This window comes from Marinifilum sp. RC60d5, assembly GCF_052400665.1.
Lineage (GTDB): Bacteria > Bacteroidota > Bacteroidia > Bacteroidales > Marinifilaceae > JBQTGK01.
The window spans coordinates 107119-132581 of sequence record NZ_JBQTGK010000001.1; the positions used below are offsets into that span (position 1 = coordinate 107119).

General features: G+C 32.8%; 22 protein-coding genes and 1 pseudogene. 5 read left to right on the forward strand and 18 right to left on the reverse strand.

All coding sequences use genetic code 11. From position 1 onward, the window contains the following. Positions 1–76: 76 nt before the first annotated feature. The gene (locus tag ACT3CE_RS00460) at positions 77–2872 is read right to left on the reverse strand and encodes a hypothetical protein (protein ID WP_444707797.1); all 2796 of its coding nucleotides are present in this window, start codon (positions 2870–2872) and stop codon (positions 77–79) included. Between the two features lie 1209 nt (positions 2873–4081). Here ACT3CE_RS00460 and ACT3CE_RS00465 point away from each other — a divergent pair. The 4 genes from ACT3CE_RS00465 to ACT3CE_RS00480 all read left to right on the forward strand — a co-directional run bounded on the left by ACT3CE_RS00465 (position 4082) and on the right by ACT3CE_RS00480 (position 7008). Continuing rightward, on the forward strand, positions 4082–4759 hold the full coding sequence (locus ACT3CE_RS00465) for a response regulator transcription factor (protein WP_444707798.1): 678 nt from the start codon (positions 4082–4084) through the stop codon (positions 4757–4759). After that, a complete protein-coding gene (locus tag ACT3CE_RS00470) occupies positions 4756–6042 on the forward strand; it encodes a sensor histidine kinase (protein WP_444707799.1) in 1287 nt (428 codons plus the stop codon). Before ACT3CE_RS00465 ends, ACT3CE_RS00470 begins: the two co-directional genes overlap by 4 nt. 63 nt (positions 6043–6105) lie before the next feature. Next, complete coding sequence (locus tag ACT3CE_RS00475; protein ID WP_444707800.1) at positions 6106–6540, forward strand: PepSY-like domain-containing protein; 435 nt, start codon at positions 6106–6108, stop codon at positions 6538–6540. 6 nt (positions 6541–6546) lie between these two features. Continuing rightward, on the forward strand, positions 6547–7008 hold the full coding sequence (locus ACT3CE_RS00480; RefSeq protein WP_444707801.1) for a PepSY-like domain-containing protein: 462 nt from the start codon (positions 6547–6549) through the stop codon (positions 7006–7008). A 253-nt stretch (positions 7009–7261) separates the two neighbouring features. Here ACT3CE_RS00480 and ACT3CE_RS00485 read toward each other — a convergent pair whose 3' ends face one another. From ACT3CE_RS00485 to ACT3CE_RS00520, 8 genes and pseudogenes are all read right to left on the reverse strand, one after another. Further along, complete coding sequence (locus ACT3CE_RS00485) at positions 7262–7645, reverse strand: hypothetical protein (RefSeq protein ID WP_444707802.1); 384 nt, start codon at positions 7643–7645, stop codon at positions 7262–7264. 212 nt (positions 7646–7857) lie between these two features. Continuing rightward, positions 7858–10923, reverse strand: coding sequence for an ABC transporter substrate binding protein (locus tag ACT3CE_RS00490; protein WP_444707803.1), 3066 nt, complete (start codon positions 10921–10923; stop codon positions 7858–7860). Positions 10924–11432: 509 nt separating this feature from the next. After that, positions 11433–11891 carry a type II toxin-antitoxin system death-on-curing family toxin gene (locus tag ACT3CE_RS00495; RefSeq protein ID WP_444707804.1) on the reverse strand — a complete coding sequence of 153 codons (459 nt, stop codon included), beginning with the start codon at positions 11889–11891 and terminating at the stop codon, positions 11433–11435. Then, complete coding sequence (locus ACT3CE_RS00500; protein ID WP_444707805.1) at positions 11888–12892, reverse strand: hypothetical protein; 1005 nt, start codon at positions 12890–12892, stop codon at positions 11888–11890. Before ACT3CE_RS00500 ends, ACT3CE_RS00495 begins: the two co-directional genes overlap by 4 nt. A gap of 259 nt (positions 12893–13151) precedes the next feature. Further along, the gene (locus ACT3CE_RS00505) at positions 13152–13931 is read right to left on the reverse strand and encodes an SMODS domain-containing nucleotidyltransferase (RefSeq protein ID WP_444707806.1); all 780 of its coding nucleotides are present in this window, start codon (positions 13929–13931) and stop codon (positions 13152–13154) included. Positions 13932–13937: 6 nt separating this feature from the next. Further along, a complete protein-coding gene (locus tag ACT3CE_RS00510; RefSeq protein WP_444707807.1) occupies positions 13938–14813 on the reverse strand; it encodes an S-4TM family putative pore-forming effector in 876 nt (291 codons plus the stop codon). Positions 14814–15224: 411 nt separating this feature from the next. Then, positions 15225–16115 (reverse strand): annotated as a pseudogene (locus tag ACT3CE_RS00515) (DUF4062 domain-containing protein); the annotation flags it as partial. Between the two features lie 281 nt (positions 16116–16396). After that, a complete protein-coding gene (locus ACT3CE_RS00520; protein ID WP_444707808.1) occupies positions 16397–17212 on the reverse strand; it encodes a LysR family transcriptional regulator in 816 nt (271 codons plus the stop codon). A 121-nt stretch (positions 17213–17333) separates the two neighbouring features. Between ACT3CE_RS00520 and ACT3CE_RS00525 the strand changes: the two genes are divergently transcribed. Continuing rightward, complete coding sequence (locus ACT3CE_RS00525) at positions 17334–18065, forward strand: SDR family oxidoreductase (protein ID WP_444707809.1); 732 nt, start codon at positions 17334–17336, stop codon at positions 18063–18065. A 250-nt stretch (positions 18066–18315) separates the two neighbouring features. Here ACT3CE_RS00525 and ACT3CE_RS00530 read toward each other — a convergent pair whose 3' ends face one another. From ACT3CE_RS00530 to ACT3CE_RS00570, 9 genes are all read right to left on the reverse strand, one after another. Then, on the reverse strand, positions 18316–19158 hold the full coding sequence (locus tag ACT3CE_RS00530; protein ID WP_444707810.1) for a lysostaphin resistance A-like protein: 843 nt from the start codon (positions 19156–19158) through the stop codon (positions 18316–18318). 557 nt (positions 19159–19715) lie between these two features. Beyond that, the gene (locus ACT3CE_RS00535) at positions 19716–20267 is read right to left on the reverse strand and encodes a hypothetical protein (protein ID WP_444707811.1); all 552 of its coding nucleotides are present in this window, start codon (positions 20265–20267) and stop codon (positions 19716–19718) included. Beyond that, complete coding sequence (locus tag ACT3CE_RS00540) at positions 20257–20763, reverse strand: RNA polymerase sigma factor (protein WP_444707812.1); 507 nt, start codon at positions 20761–20763, stop codon at positions 20257–20259. Before ACT3CE_RS00540 ends, ACT3CE_RS00535 begins: the two co-directional genes overlap by 11 nt. Positions 20764–20784: 21 nt before the next feature. Next, positions 20785–20973: a hypothetical protein gene (locus ACT3CE_RS00545; protein ID WP_444707813.1), complete on the reverse strand. Its 189-nt coding sequence runs from the start codon at positions 20971–20973 to the stop codon at positions 20785–20787. A gap of 879 nt (positions 20974–21852) precedes the next feature. After that, complete coding sequence (locus ACT3CE_RS00550; RefSeq protein WP_444707814.1) at positions 21853–22053, reverse strand: hypothetical protein; 201 nt, start codon at positions 22051–22053, stop codon at positions 21853–21855. A gap of 648 nt (positions 22054–22701) precedes the next feature. After that, positions 22702–23103: a GFA family protein gene (locus tag ACT3CE_RS00555; protein ID WP_444707815.1), complete on the reverse strand. Its 402-nt coding sequence runs from the start codon at positions 23101–23103 to the stop codon at positions 22702–22704. Between the two features lie 256 nt (positions 23104–23359). After that, positions 23360–23569, reverse strand: coding sequence for a hypothetical protein (locus tag ACT3CE_RS00560; RefSeq protein ID WP_444707816.1), 210 nt, complete (start codon positions 23567–23569; stop codon positions 23360–23362). A gap of 12 nt (positions 23570–23581) precedes the next feature. Continuing rightward, entirely contained in the window at positions 23582–24205 is a 624-nt protein-coding gene (locus tag ACT3CE_RS00565) for a BRO-N domain-containing protein (protein ID WP_444707817.1), read from the reverse strand. Positions 24206–25262: 1057 nt separating this feature from the next. Then, positions 25263–25460 (reverse strand): hypothetical protein, encoded by a 198-nt coding sequence (locus ACT3CE_RS00570; RefSeq protein ID WP_444707818.1) that lies wholly within the window; start codon positions 25458–25460, stop codon positions 25263–25265. Positions 25461–25463: the final 3 nt, after the last annotated feature.

The window sequence follows — 25463 nt, forward strand, 5'->3', positions numbered from 1 at the left end:
TGAGCGGGTTACAAACCTTGATATTTAATACTTTGCCTGCCATTACTTATACAAAATGTTGTGTGTAGTACTTGTTCTACTTCTCTTTTTCTAACTGTTTTAATTTCTCCTCAAGTTCTAGTTTATATTTTTCATCATCACATTTTTCACATGCTAATTTAGCTTGTGAAATAGCTAAATCAATCTTGCCAGAGTGTTTTGCACATTGGCTATATAAATCATGATAACTTGGAATATTGCTAGTTGCATATGAGTCTTTTAATGCAAGATTTAATGCCATTTCAGCAGATTCACAAGCATCAGGATTATTTGTTTTTAGTTGTGCTTCTGATTTTCTATAAATGAGCCAATGATTATGCTTTTCAGGAGGAACTTTATCAATCGCAAGAAGTGCTTTGTCTGGTTTACCACCAACATTATAGGCTTTTGCAAGTACTCTTCCTTGATAATCACTCAACTTCTTAAATTCAAGAATTTTATCAGCAAAAGATAAACTTGTGTCAATTACTCTTTTAGAAAGATTACCTTTTCCCTCTCTAATAGTTGCAATTGCGATATTTGTAAAAGCTTCACAAGCATTTACCCAATTATACTTTTCCAAAGATTCAGGAGGAATTGTTACTAGCTCAGGAAGATTCTCTATTAATTTGATGCAACTATCACTGTGATGGTAACCAAACATTGAAGTAAAAGCAACAAAAGCCTCATAAAATTGACCAAATCCTTCAAATGAAGATAACGCTACGATATTTGCTATCTTTTCGACTTGCTCCTTTGAATCATCTATCGACTTTTTCAGACTTTTATATGACCGGACCTTAGCAAAAGAACCAAGAGAGACTCTTAACGGAACTAATGAATAATCATCTAAAATACTATAAATTAAAGTCTTTAAATGTTCTTCTCCTTGAGTTTTTATAGATTCATCTACGCCATACTGAGAGCCAAGTTGAGCAATCTGAAGGCGTGTTGCGTGTAGGTATGGTGTGACAGAAATAACTTGAAGAAAACAATCTAAAGCTTCTTCCTGCATTCCACAACGTCTATATGTTTTTCCTAAATGATGTAACAATTCTATTTTCAATTCTTCATTAACTGAATTATCCTTTGCAGAAGAATACTCTGCAATACACTCCTTATAATATTTCTCTCTATCCTTTTTATCTTCTATTAAATATGCGTGAGCTTCTTTTGCATCAATTATTGATAAAACGCTTGAGAGTTCCATATCTGCAATAATGCTTTCGCTGGCTAAAGCTTCTTGAATCTCTGTTTTTTTATTTCCTTCAACTTGCAAAATTGCATATGTCAACCAATCTGGTTTACTCTTACCTCTTGAATCATATTCTTGAATAATCGTGTCATAGCACAAATGAATTTCTCTAATAACACTAGGAGACATTGTAGCATCATGTTTTTTTATATATGTCTCAATTGATTGAGATATTTCACTTGAGTTAAGATTATCCTGAACAGACAGACAAACTAAGTCATGAATCTTTAAACAACTAGGTACACTTGCAGGAAGTAATAATGAAAGACGTTGTAAATTACTCCGATTTAATATTTTCAAATAGTGCCCTAAAAACTCAGAATCATGAATTGTAGAACCAGAATTAGCTATTTTCTTTAGAGCTAAAAGCGCATTTGGTTCCAACTTACTTAGAATTCCACCCATGATTGACCTTCCATTATTGTCTATAATGTCATTAGGATATTTTAGAACCTCATTATACAAATCATCTCTTTCAACTCCATCTTCATCAGCAAGACTTCTAATTGTTGATAATATTAAAGGAGAACATTTACAAAAGCCAACCACCTCCTTACATAATTCCGATTCTTCATTTGGTATTTCACCAATGATTCTTACGGCAACCTCGTCAGCAAATTCAGGAACAGAAATGTATAATTCGCTATTCTTTGAAATCTGAGATGTTATTATAAGTTTGCTCCCAAGAGAAAAACCTAATGATAATTCAGATACTGAATTACTATCAATTGCTCTATTGCAATTATCAATAACTAATATAGTTTTAGAAGTATTAAATAATCCAGACACATTTATAGGTGCTCCACCTCTTGTTCTTTGAATACTTGAAAGTGAAGAGTCTTTTAACCAATCTTCACCAGATATCCATAGATAATTTTCATATTGATTTTTTTCTGTGTGGATGTAATCAATAGCCAATTGTGTTTTTCCTGATCCACTAATCCCTGATAGCACACAAATATTCTGATTACTAAAATGATTTTTTATTTGTTCAATTGCATTAAAATCTGAAATATGATTTTCACAAAAGGCAGGAACTTTTCCATAATATTCGTAATTGTCTAAATTTTGAGAGAAATTAGGAAAAAACTGCTTGTAGTAAGAAGCGTAATCAACAGATTCTATTGATTGTTCATATATAAGTTTAGCCAGTTCTCGACTGTCCTTTATTATTACAATATCATTATTTTGCTTAGCTATTGAGGTTGAATTATAGTCACTTCTAAATGAAGGTGGCTCGTTTTGTGAAGTTATTAAATATATCTTAGTTGGTCTTTGTTGACCAGAGTGTTCGTGTGCGTGCTTTATATCATTTTCAATTTTTTCGAAGAATGGAATAGTGTCTTTTTTCTTTTTTTTATCTTCAAAATAACTTTTGTCAGCACTATATTCTGCGATAATTGATGAATCATCTGAAAAACCATCCACCGTATAACCAGATGGTCTATAATCCTTATTAATTCCATGATGAATCATTCTTTTATTCTCAAGAATTGAAATTACGTTAATACCAACTAATTCAAGATGAGTCGCGTCAAGACATTCAATTTCTTCAATCAAACTCTTAACTATTCTTTGTTTAATAAATTCAAACATCATATTATCGTAGGTCTTTTCCTTGTATTACACACAACTATTCAGCACCCCTACCCATACTATCGATACATTTCCTTTAGGAAGAGTTGCTGTTTGTTTTTGTCATAAATATAATAACTATTTTATGTGGCATAACTATAGCGAAACTATTTTTTTATGAAAACTTTAGTGTGTTACTATTGTAGCATACCTCCCTTTGTATTCTTATAGAATGAGCTAGTTACTCTACACGATTTCTAATGTGGGTTTTATTATGAGGTATGCTTCGGAGCCTCAGCTGAAGTAAGGTGGTGAAATGGAATGGTGGTGGTTTTAATTGCAAATTGGAAATTCTAGACTCTTGCTAGCTTGTGTTTTTACTTTTGCAAAGTAAAGCTCGCGCTATCGGGGGCCTAAACTTCGAATTGGGCAGGCTTTCCGTATCTAAAAATAGATGTTCAGTTATACAGACTACTATTTGCGTTACCTGCAATTGTGTTTCCGTTGGTGAAAATAGGGCTTCCGCGACACAAACTTGCTCTTCCGTATGTCACGGAACAAGAAAATCGTGTCACGGAAGGGGTACCTCGTGTCACGGAAAGCAAAAACCCCTGTCACGGAAAGCAAAAAGCTTGTCACGGAACAAGAAAGTCGTGTCACGGAAGGGATACCTCGTGTCACGGAAAGGGGTACCTCGTGTCACGGAAGGGGTACCTCGTGTCACGGAAAGGGTACCTCATGTCACGGAAAGGGTACCTCATGTCACGGAAGGGGTACCTCGTGTCACGGAAGTGACTTCTCCTACAATAACTTCATTCAATCAAACTTTCAAATTAAATCAAAGGAACGCGATACAATCGCGCAACAGCAATGAGATGTTTATTGTTTTCTTGCTAGCGGGAACGAATCCCGAAGGGATTGCAGGTTTATAGTACCGGTTGATAGATGAGGAAATACGATGGCTATTTTTTTAGTTGAGATCTTCTGATTATTTTCACTCTCAAAAGAAGAGCTAAATGTTGTATACAATAATAGTAGTCTGAATTTTTGCAAGTTTGAGTGGAATTGACCGCAACAACAAAACAAGAGAAATAAATGCCAGAATTAAGTAAACTAATAAGTATCAAAATTTAAAAAGATGTAATTTTGTTTGCAGAAGTCTGAATATTGTGATTTTACCTAACACCGGCAAAATTCCCAATTTTTTACCAAATTCAGTTTTATTTTTACAAGATGAAGATTTTAGTTATTGAAGACGAGTTGGAATTGCAAGAGACCATAAAAGCATCTCTTTTACTAGAAAAATATATAGTAGAGGTAGCAGCGGACTTTTATGAGGCTCAAGATAAACTTTTTATTTACGATTACGATTGTATTTTATTAGATATTATGCTGCCTAATGGAAGTGGAATGGATCTCCTTCGAGAACTGAAGAAGATGGGAAAATCAGGAAACGTAATCATTATTTCGGCCAAGAATTCTATCGACGACAAGGTAAATGGATTGGAATTAGGTGCTGATGATTATTTAACCAAACCTTTTCATATAGCTGAGTTAACGGCTCGAATAAAAGCTGTGATTAGAAGAAATAATTTAAATGGTAAAAATCATATCGAAGTAGGAAATATTGTGCTTGATATTGGCGAAAGAAAATTGCTTGTAAGTGAAAAGAATATTCATTTAAACAGAAAAGAATTTGACATTCTGTACTACTTTTTGTTGAATAAAAATCGTTTGATAACCAAAGTTGCTTTAGCGGAATACGTTTGGGGAGATCATATTGATGAAGCCGACAATTTTGATTTTATCTACTATCAAATTAAAAATTTACGAAATAAACTCAGGAAATCTAAAGCTTTACTAGAAATTGAAAGTGTATATGGTATGGGTTATAAATTGAGTGAGAAATGAAATTACTGAACCAATCCTTACTATATGTTACTCTTGTTATGTTTTTTATTATTGGCATTTGGGCTGTGATATTTTACGTTAACTTAAAAGATGAAATTCGCGATAGCATTGATGATGGATTGGAAAATAATAAGTTGTTAATTCTTCAGAAAGTAAGGGTCGATTCAACGCTTTTGCTGCAAAATGAGTTTGGTGGAAATAATTTCGAAATTCACGAAATTTCAAAACAGCAGTCGTTCCAAATTAAAGATAAATACAAGGATACGTTAATGTATCGGCAAAATGAAGACGATTTAGAACCAGTACGTATTTTGCATTCTGCCTTTGAATATGATGCCAGGTATTATAGGCTAAACGTAATATCATCTTTGGTGGAGGAAGACGATTTAATAGAAGATTCCTTTTGGAGTGTTTTTTGGTTGTTTATCATTTTAATAGTTAGTTTAGTAATTATCAACAATATCGTATTCCGTAAAATATGGAAACCTTTTTATGAGATCTTAAACCGATTAAAAACGTATCGTTTAGATAAGAGTGAAACAACGATAAAAGTGCAAACAAATACCAAAGAGTTTATTCAATTGCAAGATGCATCGAATGCATTACTTCTTCATTCTAAAGAAACTTATACCTCCCAAAAACAATTCACCGAAAATGCCTCTCATGAGATTCAAACGCCAATTGCAATCATTATTAGTAAATTAGAATTGCTATTAGAATCGGATGATTTACAAGAAAAAGAGGGGAAAACAATTGTAGAAGTAATAAATATTTCAGAGAGATTAAAAAAATTAAATAATTCCTTACTACTTCTTGCTAAAATAGAAAACAACCAATTTCTAGAGCAAAAAATAATTTCTATATACGAAGTGTCTCAATATTTTTTATCCAGTTATCGGGATTTTATAAATTATAAAAATATTGATTTTAAGATTGATGGGGACGATAGCTTACAGGTTTCGATGAACTTTTCTTTACTAGAAACCCTTATTTCTAACCTAATTAAAAACGCTATTTTCCACAATAAAGAAAATGGCAATGTTAGCATACGCATTACAAAAAAGGAATTTACAATTTGTAATTCAGGAAAATCAACAGCTCTAAATCCTGAAATCATCTTTAATCGTTTCGAAAAAGATGCTTCGAATGGCAAAAGTACGGGTCTTGGTTTGGCCATTTGTCAAGCCATTTGTAAATCATATGGGATCCATTTAACCTATCATTTTAAAGAGAATAAGCATTGTTTTGCTATAAATTTTGACAATTGTAAGGTGTCCAATTAAATTCCAAATTCTTTCCAGTATTGACTTTTATATTTGTGTTATACTTACTTAAAAACATAAATAATGAGAGTAAAATCAATTCACTTAATGGCAATACTTCTTTTATCTACGGGAAGTATTCTGGCCAAGGACATACCTAAAAGTCATGTACCTTCGGTAATCTTAAACAACTTTAAAAAGGAATTTCCTAAAGTAAATGATGTTGAATGGGAACGAAAAGGCGACCATTATAATGTAGAGTTTGAAATAGGTTGGTTTACGGATTATGAAGTTACCTATAATGCAGCGGGTGAGGCTATTAAACACAAGCAAGAAATAAAAAAATCTGATTTGCCAAAAGTTGTACTAGAAGCCATAGAACAGCAATACACAGAGTATCGTATTGATGATGTAGAAAAAATTACAGAAAACGGAGTGGAAATGTACAAAATAGAACTCGAAAAGTGGGGCGAAGATTTTGATGTTATGTATTTAAAAAATGGAATATTAATTAAATAAATTACGATGAAAATAAACATGAAATTATTAGTGGCTGTCTTATTTATTTTTGTAACAAGCTTAAGTTCTTGTAGTGATGATGATGATAATTCAACTGAAGTTCTATTATCTGATACCGAGATACCAACAGAAATTGGTACTTATATTGAAACCCATTTTACAAGTAATACAATAATACAGGCCGAAAAGGAGACTGAAGCCAATACCATTACTTACGAAATATTTTTAAGTGATGATGTAAATTTAGAGTTTGATAGTGAATTAAATGTTACCGAAATAGAAAGCACGCTCGAATTGCCTGATTCGGTGATCCCAGAATTAGTACTCGATTATGTTGCTACTAATTATCCAGATAACTTTATTATAGAATGGGAGTTAGAAACCGATTATCAACAAATTAAATTAGATAATAATGTAGAGTTGGAGTTTGATATGGATGGGGCTTTTATTCGTATCGATAATGATTAAATAGATTTTAATTTATCGATTTATAGGTAAGCCATAGTGGATTTAGCACTACCATTACCTTGACTCGCTTGAAGAAGTGGAGTTACGAATCGATGCTCGATATTTACAAACGAATCACACTTGTTAAACCTGATATATTATTTTCCATAATTTAATGAACCGCCCGGTACGAAGCTTGTATGCTGGTTGGTGCGAGAGCTTTTCCGCCAGGCTAATAGCCTGGCGGTTGCCTACTCGATTGTGGTGTCGTTTTTTAATATTCATACAAAATAGTTTTATCACCCGTAGTGATATTCAATTGAACTTGGTTTCCCTCAACTTGTAAGTTTGAAATGTCAAAGGTGATTTCTTTTGTTATGTATGCTTCGCATAATTCCTCATTTTTTAATGACAATCTTAAATTCCTTTGAGGTGGAAGCGATTCTAGAATATCTCCTGAGTCAATCAATTTTAAGCCCCAGGTATCTCCACTACAACCTCCTGAACTAAAATTAATTTTCAAACAGTTATCGTTTATATCCAGCCTATTAATTGTTAGTTGGTCAGAAGGAGCATTTGCATATTGTTCTGAACTTATCACAGTTTCAAAATCACAGTTCACTGGATTTTCATCATCATCATCTTTTGAGCAGCTCAAGATTGCCAGTCCAATTAAAGTAAAAACCAGTATTTTTTCATTTTAATATGTTTTGTTTTTCTATAGATGACTTTTACATCATATGCTTGCGTCAAATGCACCACGACGGTAAATTGGTCGAATCGTAGCAAATTGCGTGGTACTTTCCTGTCAAACCTAGATATCTGACTCTTTCCCTGCCATTACTTATACAAAATGTTATACCATGTGCTTTATTCTCCAAAATACCTTTGTATCATCTCCTGTAATTCACTTCCATTAACCGGTTTAGTTATATAGTCATTACACCCTGCTTCTATTGCTTTGTCCTTGTCTCCTGTAAGAGCAAAAGCCGTTTGTGCAATAATAATCACGTTTTTATTGAATTTGCGAATTTCGCGAGTTGCTTGATATCCGTTCATTTCGGGCATTTGTATATCCATAAGTACTAAATCAATATCTGAATGCTGACGACAAGTTTCTATCGCATCTATAGCATTTGTTGCTTTAAGTATTTCTTTGCTGAACTTTTTCAGTTCTATCGACATTAACATTTCAGATGCTTCATCGTCCTCGGCGATTAATATTTTCAAGCCAGAAACATCCGAAATTATTGATTTTGTTTCGTTTTCGGGTATTTCATCAATTAAGATATCGTTTTGCACCTTTGAATTGATAATATGAGGAAGAGTAAAAAAGAAGCTTGAACCTTTAGCTTCTTCACTTTCTACCCAAATTCTACCCCCCAGCATTTCAACGTAGGCTCTCGAAATAGCCAATCCCAACCCAGCACCTTGACGAGCCATTTTGTCTGTAATATCAGCTTGAATAAACCGTTCAAATATGGTATCCAACTTTTCTTTTGAAATTCCTATTCCGCTATCTTTCACAAAAAATTCCACTTCTTCTCCTTTAGTAATACACCCAAATTCTATTGTTCCTTCATCTGTATATTTTATGGCATTTTTAACCAAGTTAGAGAGTATGCCATAAAACATTTCACTATCCGTATGAATCGTTGATTCCTTTTCTGGCAACTCACATGTAAAAGATAGTTTAAGATTTTTATAGTCGGCATCGAGTTTTAAAGAATCGTAAACAAATTGCAACTGAGTATTTATGTTTGTTTCGGAAAAGTTAACATCCACAATCCCCGCTTCTATTTTAGAAATGCTTATAATATTATTAATAATATTCAGCATGCGGGCACCGCTTTTTTCGATAATCTGAATATACTTCTGATGTTCTTTTTCAGTTAAATGAGGTTCTTTCAGTAGTTCGGCAAAACCAAGAATACCATTCATTGGAGTTCTGATTTCATGACTCATATTGGCCAGAAAAGCGGATTTTAATTGGTCGCTTTCCTGAGCTTTTTCTTTGGCTACAACTAAATCCTCAATAATTTTTTTTCTTTCCGTAATATCTTCGCTAACAGACACAAAGTTGGTCAATTCCTGGTCTTCGTAAATGGGTGAAATCGCCTTGCTTACCCAATAAAATTCCCCGTTTGTTTTTTTATTTTGAATTTCACCGGACCAGGTTTTTCCGGCAGTTATTGTATTCCACAATTCCTTATAAACCGTATTGGGAGTTTTACCTGATTTGAGCAAGCGTAAACTTTGACCAATAGCTTCATCGGATGAATAACCAGTTATTTTAACAAACGCCTGATTTACATACTCAATAATCCCCTTTCTATCAGTAATTATAATTGCAACCGGGCTTTGTTCAACCGAACGGCTTAGTAAGCGAATTAAATGCTCCTGTTTTTTCTTCTCACTAATATCGTGGACAATGGAATATAAATATTGTTTCCCAGAAATGTTGACAGTACTCGAAAAAACTTCCACGTCAGTAACATCACCATTAGCTTTTCTGTGTTTAAACTCTTGGCGCACTTTTCCTTTTTTTTGGGCCAGTGCAATAATTTTTTTTAGTTCTGAAATTGGCAATGTGTTAATATCGCCAATATTCATTTGGCAAAGTTCCTGTAAACTCCATCCATAAAATGCAGCAGCAGCATGATTGACATCGAAAATTTGTCCGGTTTCAGCACATATTAAAAGCTTAACTGCAGTATGTCCGTAAAATAGTTGTTTAAATTTTTTCTCGCCTTCTTCTGCTTTTAACTTGGCTGTGACTAAATCATGGTTTAATTTTAAAATATCCGAGTTCTGAATTTTAAGTAACTTTTCAATTTTTTTTCTTTTAATAATATTACCAGACAATACAGCAATTAAAACAAGCAATACCGATAAAATCAAAAGCGTAATAAGTATAGCTTGTTTATACTTATTCCAAAATGAAACGGGTTGATTCGTGATGATTGAATTATCGGGAAGTTTAGTAAGTGGAACATTATATCGTATTAGTTGATTGTAGTCAAACATAAAAACATTCGGACTCTTAGTAACTACCCTTATATCGGAAACAGATTTCCCTGAAAGAATATTGCTGACAACTTCTGCCGCTTTTTTTCCTTGGTCGAAATGCGAGATAATCTTCCCACCCAAAACACCATTATCCATCCCATGCTCCCATAAATGGAAAAGCGGTGCAGTAAGGTTTTCATGAAGGATGTGAATTGTATTGCGAAAATCAACGGTGTGATGTGTTTTATCGTTATAGGCAGAAAGAAGCAATACGGGGGTATTGGAGGAGATTGTTTTTAATTTGGCTTTATATTCGGAAAAGGTGAGCTGCGACAGGTTAATTTCTTTGAATTTTGTTTTAGGTATTTGTGCAGAGTGTTGTCGGTACGATTCTAAATCGGACAAACCACTACTAGTACTATCCGTTATACAATATACGCTGCCGGTTTCAGGAAAGAGTCGTATCATAAGTTCAATTGTCTCTTTCATCGAAACAGATTCAACTATTCCTGTTACATAGGGATTAGAATTTTGTTTTAGTGCTTTTTCGATGTTATTTACCCCAAAAAATACAATTGGAATAGATTTAAACAACTCCTCCTCGTATCGCAATACGAAGTTAAAAGCATCGTCATCCGCGGTAAGCACCGCATCATATTTTTCGCTGTTTGCGAGCTTGTTTTTTAGTGATTTGTAGAATAAATCATACGTTGCAGGCTTCGTAAATCTTTTACGATCCATAAACTCAACATCAAGATTAACATCAGTTGTATCTAGAATCGATTTAATACCGTTTATTTGCTGAAAATAAGTCGGGAATCGGGAATTATATGAACTTATAAGCAAAACATTCTTGTTCTCCTGCGCAGATATATCAAACGATAAATGCAGGAAAAAAAATACTAGTAATATGTTCCATTTTTTCATCGTCTTCTATCTTGGTTATAAAAATACGATTTTATCAATAAGCTTTTTATGTACATAATATTTTAGTTTATCTAAAAACACATTAAACGACCGACTTAAAGTATAAATATAACAGTTTTAAGGATACATAAAAATTGAAAATACTTATATTTCTGCGGTTTCTATTCGCAGCTCTTTTCCCGAAAACTACTATAACTTCTGCTGACTTCTCAATACAACTAACTCGTAGTTCTTGAGTCCTCCCCAGGTAAGCGTATTAACTTTCTCTCTATCGCTACCGCATCTACCTAGTCTGCTGTGCTGTAAAATTGGACTTCGGTGTGACGTGCTACCTTATCCTAAGCAAACACCCGCCTCTATATGCGATTTCTGTCCGTCAGTACAGAGGTTTGCAGTCTGGCTGCCTACATGCGACACTTCACAATGTTACACTTGCCACTTGCTAATGTTGAGTGTATGAGGCGTAGCTTGTGTTGCGCCTGCGGCAAGCTATGCCTTATGACCGCTTGTTACCATTCGTTGTTTTCTTCGTCAGTAATACAGTTGATTAATTTTAATTTGATTTCCTCTGAGTAATCTTCTTCATATACTAAAGATTCAACTAATTCTTGTAGAAACTCTTTTTCAATCCTGCCAGCCGCAAGATGATAACTGATAGTCTCCATTTTATATAAAAATCTTTGAGCTGCTTCTAAATAACCATTCTTAAGAAGAAACATACTTCCTAAAGAGATTGCTATTCTTTTATTCCCATCTTGGAAACAATGGCTTTTATTTGCTGCAAAAAATAGATGAGTAAGTTTCTCTATAAAAGTCGGATAATATAAATCATTCTGAATATGTTCTATTACAGATTCTAACAATCCAATATTAATAATCCCATCTGTTCCGCCGCCGCTTATTTCGATAGTTTTCCGATGGATATTAACAACCTCTTGTATGTCGGTAATGTAGATAATTTCACTCATTCTGCATCTTTTAAACGTTTGAAAACATCCTTTGCTTCCTCTAGTTGTTTTTCAAAGTCTACACTTTGTTCTCCAAGGAATCGTTCAAAATCAGCAGGAGATATTGAATGTATGTATTCTTCTAATTTCTTATGAAAAGCATCTCTAAAATGCAAATCTCGGGATGCCATTTTAGTCCGTGCATCATCTATATGTGGTCTTTGTAATGGATGCTCTGAGAAATATTTAAATATATTATCTACTTCTTTCTGTTGTAATTTACGTCCTATTTGTTGGTGTTTTTTTTCAAGTTCAAATGCAATTCCTGTTTCAAAAGAAGCAACAAGATTCAATATTTCTGAATACATTGTATCTCTTGCATTTTCTTTTGTTTCAAGTTTTAAGATTTGTTTATACTCCTTAGCATTCTCCTTAAAAATGCACTGATAGATTCTGTCTGTATATAGAGAGTATTTATAATTTCCCATATCTACATATCTGCTAAGTGCCGAGGTGAACTCTTTTCTGTATTTACTTTCTTTAATTGCAGTTGGCAAATAATCTGAGTCTTTTCGATTTATATATTTGGTTCCACCTCCTGTTTTTTCATTAATAGTTTCAATTACAATATCAAGCATTTTTGACCTAAGATGTTTTGCATTTTCGCTTTCTGCGAGTAACATTCCTAGATTTAAAAATGCTCTAAAGTTAAATAAGCCTAGTTGGGTTGTTTTGCTCGGGACATTGATGACATGACCAAATTGTAACTTCAACTCTTTTAGCTGTTTACCCTTGCTTAAAATATATCCATTGTGTTTTAACTCATGGTCATATTTTTCTAAATACCGTTTAACTGTTCTTTCATCAATATCATAAAAGTCAGCTACCATTTGGGTAGTAAATTTATATTCGCCCTCAAATAACAATCCAGGTAAACCAATATATTCTTGAACTTTTTCAATCGCAAAACGATTATTTAATATATTTTGTCTATCAATATTTGAATTTGTCAAATCTCTCATATAAAATCTTTTTTATAAAGATACATATTTCCTACAATGCTGTTTTCAATGAATGGTAACGGTTAGTATAAGAAACGTAAGTGATTTCGAAGCACTTAACTCTCAATTTACACTGAGCCAAATTTGCGTTTTGACACAAATGTATTGATTCAAAACAACCCGTCAAATCGCAGATTTGGCGGAGCTGCTTAAATGCCATACCGTTTCGTAAACCACTGAGCCACTTATGTTTTTTATATATTGTTACCGCCTGTTTGTTCTATAAATCAGGCAATTCCTCCTTCAATTTACTTTCAGCCGTATATGGCATTTCATCATTCAAATTTTCTTGTACTTTCTTTATATTTTCTTGTAGCCTTTCAACTTTTCGCTTTTTATAATCAGGTAGACCATATGTAGGTAGTCCATTTACAGCAGAGAAGAAATAGTCTTTCAAGTTTGTGTCAAAAAAATAGAGTTTATCAACAATATATTTTTCAAGTTCATAAGATGTATAAACCTTACCATTTAAAACATTCCAATATTTTAAAACTCGTACAAGGGGTTTGATTTTATAGTTGCAATTAGTATTCTTATTTGTTAAATCAGTTTTCATCTGACTTGGGTTTGTTGAAGTCCAGTCTTGATAATCTGATGAAGGAGCAGGAATATAAATAGTACCCCAACTTTTATAAGCAGGCACTAACTCAAATTTTATATGATTAAGTTTCAAAACCATAGTTGGCGAAGATTGAAAAACCTCAGATGTTGAATAATAAGTATCTACGAACCTTTTAAGCCTAGAGAGTAATGTCTGTGGTTTGAAATCACCTCCATCATTAAAAATAATCATATAATCTATATCACTATTAGAATCAACAGACCGAGGCAGAATTGTTACTCTGTCATATGAACCAAAAACAAAAGAAGATTCAATAGTGTTAAAATAGTAACCGAGCCTGGTTTCTAATGTTGAAATTGATGTTGTAATACTCGATTTTTCATTTGTGCTTAAAATTAAGTTACTACCTAATTTATCCAGATGTGATAATACTGACATATTTAATTATTTAATTTCGTTAATTTTCATTTTTATTGAACTATCAGTAAGTAATTCATAAGAATCTTTGAAATACCTATAAAACCAATTTGGAATTTTATTTACATGGACTCTCAATGAATAGATTGAATTTTGTATTTCACGTAAATCTGAATAGTCTGGTACACTTTTATCAATTTTATAATTAGAAAGCAACGAGTTTATTTTTCCAATAATTCGCTCCTTTTTCATTATTACTTCTTTTTGGTTACTTATTAATTGTATTTGAAATTTTAAGAATGTCAAGGACGGTAAAAAGATTAAAGTAAAAGATTCAAATGGCAGGTTTTTAATAAAACCAATTGTTATGATTGTCAAGTAATATAAGCCAAGTATTAGATACAGAGCTACACTATATTTCTTTCTTAAATCTTTATCCCAGAATACATTTGTTTTTTGACAGAAAAGCACTGCAATTTCATGTTCAAGTTCTTTCTTTATTTCTAACGAGTACCAATCAGTTAAATCACTCTTTTTATATTTTTGAGCAAGTCTTATTATATCTTCGTTCTCTACTTTATTTTCACATAAAAGATTATTCCATGCCAATTTAAAAAGGCTATTGTCAAACTGTTCTTGGATTTTTGCAGCAATAGAAGTTTTATTTTTCATCAAACTATCCAGTAAGATGGAGGCAATCATTAAAAGACCAGATAAAATTACAACACTACTTTGTTGATTTAAACTGGGTATAAAAATTAAAATCAAGGGAAAAATCATTGATATACTTATAATCAAATATTCAGTGATAGAGCAATTTTTTGAAATAGTATATGCTGTTCTTTGAGCTTTTAGTAACTGAATAAATTCAGGTTTATTTTGATTAAGTGTTATATCGTTCATTGTTTCTGTTTTCAAATTGGCGGTAACTAATCAGTAACCCTACCCATACTATCGATACATTTCCTTTAGAAAGAGTTGCTGTTTGTTTTTGTTATAAATATAATAACTATTTTATGTGTATAACTATAGCAAAACAATTATTTTTATGAAAACTTTAGTGTGTTACTATTGTAGCATAATCCCCTTTTTATTGTTATATAATGAGCTAGTTAATCTACACGATTTCTAATGTGGGTTTTTATTATGATGGATGCTTCGGAGCCTCAGCTGAAGTAAGGTGGTGAAATGGAATGGTGGTGGGTTTAATTGCAGATTGGAAATTCTAGACTCTTGCTAGCTTGTGTTTTTACTTTTGCAAAGTAAAGCACGAGCTAAAAGCTCTCGCTATCGGGGTTCCTGCCACACGAACGCTTAGTTGTTAGCGGTAGTTGTTATTTCTTTCAATAGTAATAGAATCTGTCCTTCACCCTTGCTATAATGATATTGCTCCGCATTAGGATTAGCAGCAAATATCGACATTGAGTGTAAAGAGTAATCCCTATAAGAGTTGTCTCTAAAAGACGCTTCTAATGCCTCTACTCTTTCTTCATTAAAGAAAACTCTTGCATAAATATCGTATTCCTTACTTTTATCAAGTTCTAAAAACTCTTCAAGTTGTTTGTTTTCAATAAATATATTCTCAAAATTATCGAAATTCACCTTTAATCTAGGCTTAATTATTTTCATTTTAGCACCTATTGTTTTCCCATAACTCAATCCAAATTTTGAACATAAATCTTTTGAGGCAGGAAAGGGCTCATCTTTGAATTTTACTTTCAGTTTAAGCTCTTTTCCAGAATAAATTTTGGGCGTTAAGAAAAACCTATTTATTAGCTTTTCACTTTTCTCAAAATCATCCTCATTATCAACATCTTCTATTTTTTCATCTAAATATTCTTTAAATTTTCGATTTAGCTTATCAACTAGATCAATGGAGTCTTTAAAGAAATCAACAGTATGATTTTCTTTTAGTTTGTCTTTAAAAATATTTAACTTTTCTTGTTGTGGAAAATCGAAATAACTAGGTGACACTTTAGCATTATCATTATCTATAAGATAGATAAGTACAGTTTTATTTAATTCTATTGCTTTTTCATATTCAAGTTGAGTGTATGATTTGTTTGTTTCTTTATCTATTGAACCAAATCTAACCCCTATTATTCCAATATAGATATCAGCTTGCTCTAATTCATTTAAACACGTTGTTAATGAGTCTTCTGGTCTAGCTCCAAAATCCTCCATGCCCTTCACTATTACATTAAATTTATTTAGAGCATTTCAAATTTCTTTTCTTTCCTCTTGTAAATCAAGAAATGTAGATGATATAAAAACTGTTTTTTCATTGGTTGTTTAAATTTCTATTACCGCTAACGTGTTTGTATATGGTTTGTTGCGTGGTTTAAGCATTAAAGTTAGCAAATAAATCACAGATAGAAAGTCCGCGAGGACTTTCGTAAGTATGCTTTAACTAGCAATGAATTATAAACGTTGTTGTGTGCTCGTGCTTTCTTACTTAGTTCCCATTAAAAAAAATGTTCTTGTTTTTAGAAAAAAAATCTATCAATTTTGGAATTTTCTAGACTTTTAGGAGCATACGATAATCCTATTTCTCTAAAATTCGTTGGTCCATCATGTTTTTTTATTTTAAACCCTGTCCAGTCACTTACAAAAAATTCTGGTAAAAAAGTAATTCCTAGGCCAGACATAAGTATGGTTAATACCTCGTTTTTACTTTGACAATTAGCAATTGAATTCCATTTCAGGCCTGAGTTATTCAATATGGAAAGGCTTTGTTGGTGTGCCTCACAAGGAGGACAATGAATAAATGGTTCTCCATTTAAATCCTTTATCTCTACGATGTCTTTTTTAGCCAATCGATGGTTTTCGGGAACACAAAGCACGTAGTTTTCTCTAATAAGTGGTAAGAATAAATGTTCTTCAAATTTCCACTCTCTAATTAGTAAATTTATTTCGCAATCATGACCAATTGGTCTAATATCCCATTCAATATTACCTAGCACTTTAGAAGCTGTCCTAAAAAACTCGTTTTTAAGTTGTTGAGGAAGACTATCTGCTATACCAATTATTATTTTAGGTTTAAAGTTTTCATCTTTAAACATTTCGGGTATTGCGTTTAATTCTCCCAATATTCTTTTAGCAATTGGATATAAATAATGCGCATCCTCTTTTATTTCTACACCTCTTTTGTTTCTTAAGAATAGTTGTTTTCCAATTATTTCTTCTAATTGTTTTAATCCATTTGATATGTTAGGTTGTGATACAAAGCACTTTTCAGCAGCTCTTGTTAGATTTTTTTCTTCGTAAACAGCAACAAAAAATCGTAGTAACCTCTCATCCATAAGTAATTGTTATAATAGCTATTTATAATTAGTATTTTGACGATGTAAATATACAGTCTATTTTCGCAAAATCTTTAAAAATAAACCTTATAGGTAGTAAAATCTGAAAATATTTATCATCATGAAAACTAATAACAAATTAATTGTAATCACGGGAGCAAGTTCAGGGTTTGGTTTAGAAATGGCAAAAGAATTTGCAAAAGATGGCTATTCATTACTTTTATTGGCACGAAGAATTGAAAAAATGGAAGCATTAAAACTTCCAAACACAATGTGTAGAAAAGTAGATGTTACCCATAAAGATGAATTCGAGGCTGCAGTTCGTGAAGCTGAAGCTAAATATGGCAAAACAGATTTAATTGTCAACAATGCAGGTGTTATGCTCTTAGGTGATATTGCAACACAAGATGCTAAAGAGTGGAAAACAATGTTAGATGTAAATATCATGGGCGTAATGAATGGAATGCAAATCGTTATGAATGATATGAAAGAGAGAAAAAGCGGAACAATTATTAACGTTTCTTCAATTGCAGGCGTTATTCCATTTGACAATCATGCAGCATATTGTGCAAGCAAATTCGGAGTAACAGGATTAACTAGAGTAGCGCGCGGAGAAATGTCTCCTTTTAATGTCCGAGTATTGTCAATAATGCCTGGAGCCGTTAAAACAGAACTTTTAGGACATACAACCGACCAAAGTATTATCGATGGTTATAATGATTGGAAAGAATCAGTTGGAGCGGTTAACATCACAGCTACTGATGTTGCCCAAACCATAAAATATGCCTACGAACTCCCTCAAGCAGTTTCTTTACGCGAAATTATTATTACCGATACCAAGCAAGATGCGTAATACTTAACATTATGCAGAGTCATTCTATCATTTTTTGATAGAATGATTTCTTTAGTTTCCTTTTTTTTGCATGAAACACAACGAGAGTATAAAAGAAGTACGGATTTGACAACTTCTACATCTTGCGTCTATTTATTAGTTAATTTAATTCGAGTCCAATTTAAGAAAATAATTGCTCAGCGAGAAATTAAATTAACGCTGGTTCAAACAACTACTACCCTTCCGGAAAGCACGTTTTACCGTATTTATTTTATACAGTGTTGTGGTTAGTTTTTTTGTGTTTTAAGTGAAAATATAAACCAATACCAATTATGGTTAATATTTCTGCAGTTACCGATAAAATAGACCCCTCAAAACCAAATGCTCCACCATTTAATAAATTCCCTTCGTAAATTTTGAACTCAACAATTGAATACGTTTCTTGACCACTGACATTAAATCCTAGTAGTGATTGAAACAAATTCCAACTTAAATGCATGGCAATAGGAAACCACAAATTTCTAGTATAAATATATGATAAACCAAGAACCAATCCCGCTAAAAATAGATCTAGCAGTGACAGTGTGCTAATGCTTGGATTAAAACTGTGCATTAAGGAAAAGATAATTGCTGATATAACGAGAGCAACATATTTATTAATTGAGTCCATGAGGTTTCTCAAAATATATCCTCGAATAAGGATTTCTTCAACAATAGCAACAATCACATAAATGATTATTAGAAAAATCAATTCTTTAATATCAAAATTGAATCTAATGAATTGTATTTCTTCCAATTGAACTAGGATAATGAATCCTAATATCATTATAACTAATCCAATAACGATACCCGCGATAAAATCACTTAATCTATTTTTTGTTTGAAACCCCAATTTAACAAATGGTTCCTCATCAATAAATTTCATAAAGAGCCATATCACAAGAAGATGTCCAAATAAATTAAATAAACTTAGAATTAACTGTTGAATAGAATTTCTTTCGGATTCTAGATTCATAAAATCCACATCCGCTATAAGTCCACCAATTAGTTGAAAGATTCCAACAATAATGAAATAAGGTATTATAATTAATAGTATTCTATGCCAACCTTTCATTGTATTTGCTATTGATTTTTTTTCAAATTAACCACAACTATTCAGTAACCCTACCCATACTATCGATACATTTCCTTTAGGAAGAGTTGCTGTTTGTTTTTGTTATAAATATAATAACTATTTTGCGAGGTATAACTATAGCGAAACTATTGTTTTTATGAAAACTTTAGTGTGTTACTATTGTAGTATAATCCCCTTTGTATTCTTACATAATGAGCTAGTTAATCTACACGATTTCTAATGTAGGTTTTTATTATGATGGATGCTTCGGAGCCTCAGCTGTGAGGTATCGGAATGGGAATGGTTTTAATTGTGGATGAAAAATCCGGGGCTCGTTGTTTGCAGACTACAAATCTACGGGAACTGTTTTTTATTTGACCTTCTTAAAAACCACTTATTCCGAATTATAAGTTCCAAAAAGCCTTGTAAAATACATCATTCCTCATAAACAGTAGATCAATCTCCGCTTACGTCAACCCACCGACTGTTAGCTGAGCTGTTCTTCGAAACCTATTGGGCAGTCCCTGCCAAACGAACGCTTAGTTGTTAGGCACTGGCTATTTCTTTATTTTTTCTAAGTTATTAATTAATGGTAATATTTCTTTTTCATAATTTTTTATTCCTGTGTTTCTTGCTATATATACAATGATAAAAAGAATAATTGTAGAAAAATGGAGCATTAGTCTATTTGAATTTTCAAATCCATTAAAAGCACCTAAAAAAGCAATGTTTAACCCTAAAATAAAAAATATGATAAAAATCAATAAGTAAACTTTCGGGATAAGTAATTTTTTTTTCAAATAATAAATTTGACTTTCAACATATTTATTTGTGCTTTTATTCTCGGTAATTTTGTTTCTAAATAATGGAACGCAAACAAATAAAAAACCTAAAAAAATTAGAACTACTGAAATAATATTATACCAATTTAATGAAAGGCGAGTAACCATTAAATATGTTGAAAATACTAAAACAAACAACCATAGGAATTTTTGGAATTTAGTAATTCTTTCTATTTTGATTAATTGATTTGATAACCTATCAATATCAATATCACTAGCTTCTTTTTTTTGCCACAAATATTCCCATTCGTGCATTTCATTTTCCATAACTATTCATTTTTTTAGTCAAGGTTTTTTTTATTCTACTTATTCTAACCCCTACATTGGATATATTCATTCCTATAATTTCAGCAATTTCAGAATAACTATTTTTTTCTAATAGTAAACTTATGATTATTCTATCCTTTTCTTTTAGATTTGATATTGTCTGGTATAATTTTACAATCATTTTATCTGAATATAAACTCTCACTATTATCATTAACCAATATCATATTTTCAACTTCTATTTGGTCATTTTTATTACTTAGCTTAGTTTGTTTACTGACGAATACAATTGCAGTATTTGATGCTATTCTATAAATCCAAGTATTTATATTGCTTTCATCTCTAAAGCTTTCTAAATTATTCCAAACTTTTATATATACCTCTTGAAATAAGTCGTCAGCATCCATCTTGTTTCCTGTAAACCCTAAACAAAGTCTATAAATTTTATCTTTCGAATTTTCGTAAACATTTTTGAATTTTGCTTTCTTATTTATCATTTAGCAATTAATATTCTTTCATTACCTGTTTGAAGTATTTTTTTTCAATTTAGTCACCTTGAATATGCCGAGAAACATAACTCCTAATATCATTCCAAATAGTCCACCATAAATATAATCTGGTGCTTCTATAAAATGTTGGATAATTTGTACTGCGGACATTAATAATAATCCACCAAAAACCATTTTTTTTATTTTACTTGTTTCCATATTTATTGTCTTTTAACTTGTTCTTTTACTCTTTAGATTAGTTTAGGCAAGATTTATTACACTTTTTATGGGGTATTTTTAGAATTCAGATTTTTTTTGCTTGGCGGTAACGGCAGTTTGTCTAAAAACTAAAAAAACTGCTTAAGTAAGATCTAAACATAGCGGTTTTAAGGATACATAAAAATTGAAAATACTTTTATTTCTGCGGTTTCTATTCGCAGCTCTTTCCCCGAAAACTACTATGACTTCTGCTGACTTCTCAATACAACTAACTCGTAGTTCTTGAGAGCTCCCCAGGTGAGCGTATTAACTTTCTCTCTATCGCTGCCGCATCTACCTAGTCTGCTGTGCTGTAAAATTGGACTTCGGTGTGACGTGCTACCTTATCCTAAGCAAACACCCGCCTCAATATGCGATTTCTGTCCGTCAGTACAGAGGTTTGCGATCTGACTGCCTTCATGCGACACTTCACAATGTTACACTTGATACTTGCTAACAGTTCCTTTTACCTAGGCCTGTTCGGGACTTTCACCCTATAGTTAATAGGCATGCTGGGCACACGGTTTGAATATGGGGCGTTTGGCATTTTGAAACTCCAACCTGTCAAACCGATATATATTTTATTAAATGTTACCATACTCAAATTTAGAACTATCCGCCAAATGACCTATATTTTTTGTTGTAGGGCGTTTTTGTTGTTTTTCTGAATTATAATTTTCAGTTAAATTACCTTTGCACTCTTACCAATATTTGAGTGATTTCGATCAGTATTTTATTTCTTAAACTTGCTAAAAACCAATTAAGTTATAACCTCACAACAGGCATGATTCGACATATCGTGTTGCTTTTAAAATTTGACTTAAAATTATCGTACTAGTTTCATTCTGTTTTTTTCTTCATCATCAACTTCTTCTTCTTACTCTTTTGCATAAAATAAACAAACCAACTTACAATACATGCAAGCAGGATTAACAATAGAATAAGATTACCTTCAAGTAATTCGGCACTTTTTCCAGATGGTGCTAAACTCCAAATTGTAATTAGTGTCATAAACACAGGTTGCCATATAGTTACTTTCATAATTAAATTATTTTATTAGTTAGTTATTCTGCCAATGAATGGCAACCATTCAGTAACCCTACCCATACTATCGATACATTTCCTTTAGGAAGAGTTGCTGTTTGTTTTTGTTATAAATATAATAACTATTTTGCGAGGTATAACTATAGCGAAACTATTGTTTTTATGAAAACTATAGTGTGTTACTATTGTAGTATAATCCCCTTTGTATTGTTATATAATGAGTTAGTTAATCTACACTATTTCTAATGTAGGTTTTATTATAAGGTATGTTTCGGAGCCTCAGCTGTGAGGTATCGGAATGGGAATGGTTTTAATTGTGGATGAAAAATCCGGGGCTCGTTGTTTGCAGACTACAAATCTACGGGAACTGTTTTTTTATTTGACCTTCTTAAAAACCACTTATTCCGAATTATAAGTTCCAAAAAGCCTTGTAAAATACATCATTCCTCATAAACAGTAGATCAATCTCCGCTTACGTCAACCCACCGACTGTTAGCTGCGCTGTTCTTCGAAACCTATTGGGCAGTCCCTGCCAAACGAACGCTTAGTTGTTATTTGCAGGTTTTTTACTTTTATATTCATCACGGTCAAGTTTCTCGATGGTTATTTGCATCAAACAAAAAAGCAAATCTCTTTATCTATTTTCTATTCTGGTAAGTGTCCAAATTTAGTTATTTCTTCCAACGAATCATCCCAACTTGCTTTGTTTGAGATGAAAATATGTGCATCAGGTCGTTTTTCTAATTTTGTATCTAAACATCCTGCTGGAACTACTAAAAGTTTACCATCCATTTGTAAATTAGGTAGAGCTGAACCACAATTTGTACAAAAAGCTCTCACATGATTACTCTTATATGGTTGATATGTTTTAATTTCAGTTTCTGTTTTTATCCATTCTAGTTTAGCTGTTGTAGAAAATAAATTTGCAGCATGTGCAGACCCTGTATCTTTCCTACAATATCTGCAATGACATAAATAAAAACTCTCAAAATCACCTATTACTTTAAATTTAATTCCTTTGCATAAACAAGAACCCAAGTATTCCATTTGATAAGTCCCTTCTTAAAATTATAATTTTAGTGAAATCTATTTTCAATTATTTTCTCACTTGCACTTTCCAATCTTTTCTTTTAGCAGTACAAGTCTCTCTGTTAAATTAAGCACAACGACTGAGTGTATGGTGCAGTAAGGGATTGCGGACTTTAAACCTGTCAAGTTACCACAAAAAATGATGCGGGTGATACTGCTCGAATACCTCTGAAACCCTTATGCACAATACACATTGTTAGCTTTTCGTTGTTTGTTATTCTAATTCATTTTCTTCATCGGCATTCTTTTCCCCAAGTTCTTTTGCATTAAGTGGAGATATTACGTTTTTCCCTGTCTTTTCTTCAATTTCTTTCCTTGTATTTCCAGCAATTGTTCCACCTTGTCTGGCAATATTCTTACTTTCTGAAAATGTATTTGGTTTCTTCTCTTTTGAAATTTCAGTTGTAGTGGCTTCTGCTAGCATATTCAAAACCAATTAAAGATTTGTCATATTATCCCTTAAGTTTTCTTTCTTCAAATCTTTAAGGTCTTTGTATTCTCTGGTTGTAAACCCAGTCCATGCTTTTGTAATTTCATCAGTTAGGATTGCATATTCTAATCCTTTTTTCACTCCTCTTGCTTCCCACTCATCAGTCAACTCTTTTCGGACTTCAATACTTTTCAGTCTTTGATTTATCCAATTCGTTGAATAGCCTTTTTTTAAGTAGGTTTCCATTGCTCTTTCAAAAGCTTTTTCGGGGTCTTCCGTTTCCTCAATCCGTTCGTAACCAACTTTTGCTAGCCATATTTTAAAAGGTTCAGCATTGGGCGAAGGGATTGATTGTATTAATCGCAATAATTGCTCTGTATCAGCAACATCTGTCATCCTCATCTTTCCATCAACTGCTTTCATTTTCAACCCGTGACAATTCGTCACGGTTTCATTTCCTTCCTTTTTAAGCCGCTCCTTTAGTTTTCTCCAGTATGCTTGAGGATTAACACTTCCTGATAAAACACCGACGACATCAACAATTGAAAAGTACCATTTTTCTTGGTCGTTATCCCAATGAACTCGTACCCTTTGGTCTTGAAATAATCTTATTGCAGTTTCTTTTGTCATATTATCAAACTTTCAATTCCAAAGATAAATAAACAATTCTTTATTCAGGAATTTTTCATTCTTGCAGTTTCGTTTTTGCAATGAAAGCTAACTAATCAGTAACCCTACCCATACTATCGATACATTTCCTTTAGGAAGAGTTGCTATTTGTTTTTGTTATAAATATAATAACTATTTTATGTGGCATAACTATAGCGAAACTATTTTTTTATGAAAACTTTAGTATGTTACTATTGTAGCATAATCCCCTTTGTATTGTTATATAATGAGCTAGTTAATCTACACGATTTCTAATGTGAGTTTTATTATGAGGTATGCTTCGGAGCCTCAGCTGAAGTAAGGTGGTGAAATGGAATGGTGGTGGGTTTAATTGCAGATTGGAAATTCTAGACTCTTGCTAGCTTGTGTTTTTACTTTTGCAAAGTAAAGCACGAGCTAAAAGTGCGCGCTATCGGGGGCTTAAACTTCGAATTGGGTAGGCTTTCCGTATTTAAAAATAGATGTTCAGTTATACAGGCTACTATTTGCGTTACCTGCAATTGTGTTTCCGTTGGTGAAAATAGGGCTTCCGCGACACAAACTTGCTCTTCCGTATGTCACGGAATAAGAAAGTCTCTGTCACGGAATAACTTTTTGCTGTCACGGAAAGCAAAAATCGTGTCACGGAACAAGAAAATCGTGTCACGGAAGGGGGTATCACGTGTCACGGAAGAGCAAAAGCTTGTCACGGAAAAGCTTTTTTATGTCACGGAAGAGGTAAGGTCTTGTCACGGAAGGGGTACCTCGTGTCACGGAAGTATTGGGAGCAGGGCGAGCACAGATAGGCTTTTCAACACAAACACATCGAGAATAGTTGGCTCTAAAGGAGATTTCACTATTGAGTTGACGAAGCTTGCAGGCCCTGGCAGGGATTGCAGCGGTAGCTTGCCGCAGCGCTTAAGTGTGACGACCAGCAGGTGTGAGCGACCAGAGGAGCTCCACAGCTGATGTTGTCGGAAGGGTAAAGCGCAAGGGAACTTTAGCGAAAAGCCCGGCAGCCAGCAAAAAATACTCAACTTTATTTATCACTCACTTCGCCTAAATTTAAACTGTTTTGGATAAAGGCAATGCTCAATTCTCGTGTTTCAAAATAGCTAAGGCTATTTCTGCGAGGCTTAACACTGTGCTTCGCTTTATTTGCTCCACCACAGGCAGAACAATTTGGTTTCGATAGCCATTTTGCTGGCAAACAAAAATGCATGGTTTCAACAAGCATTTT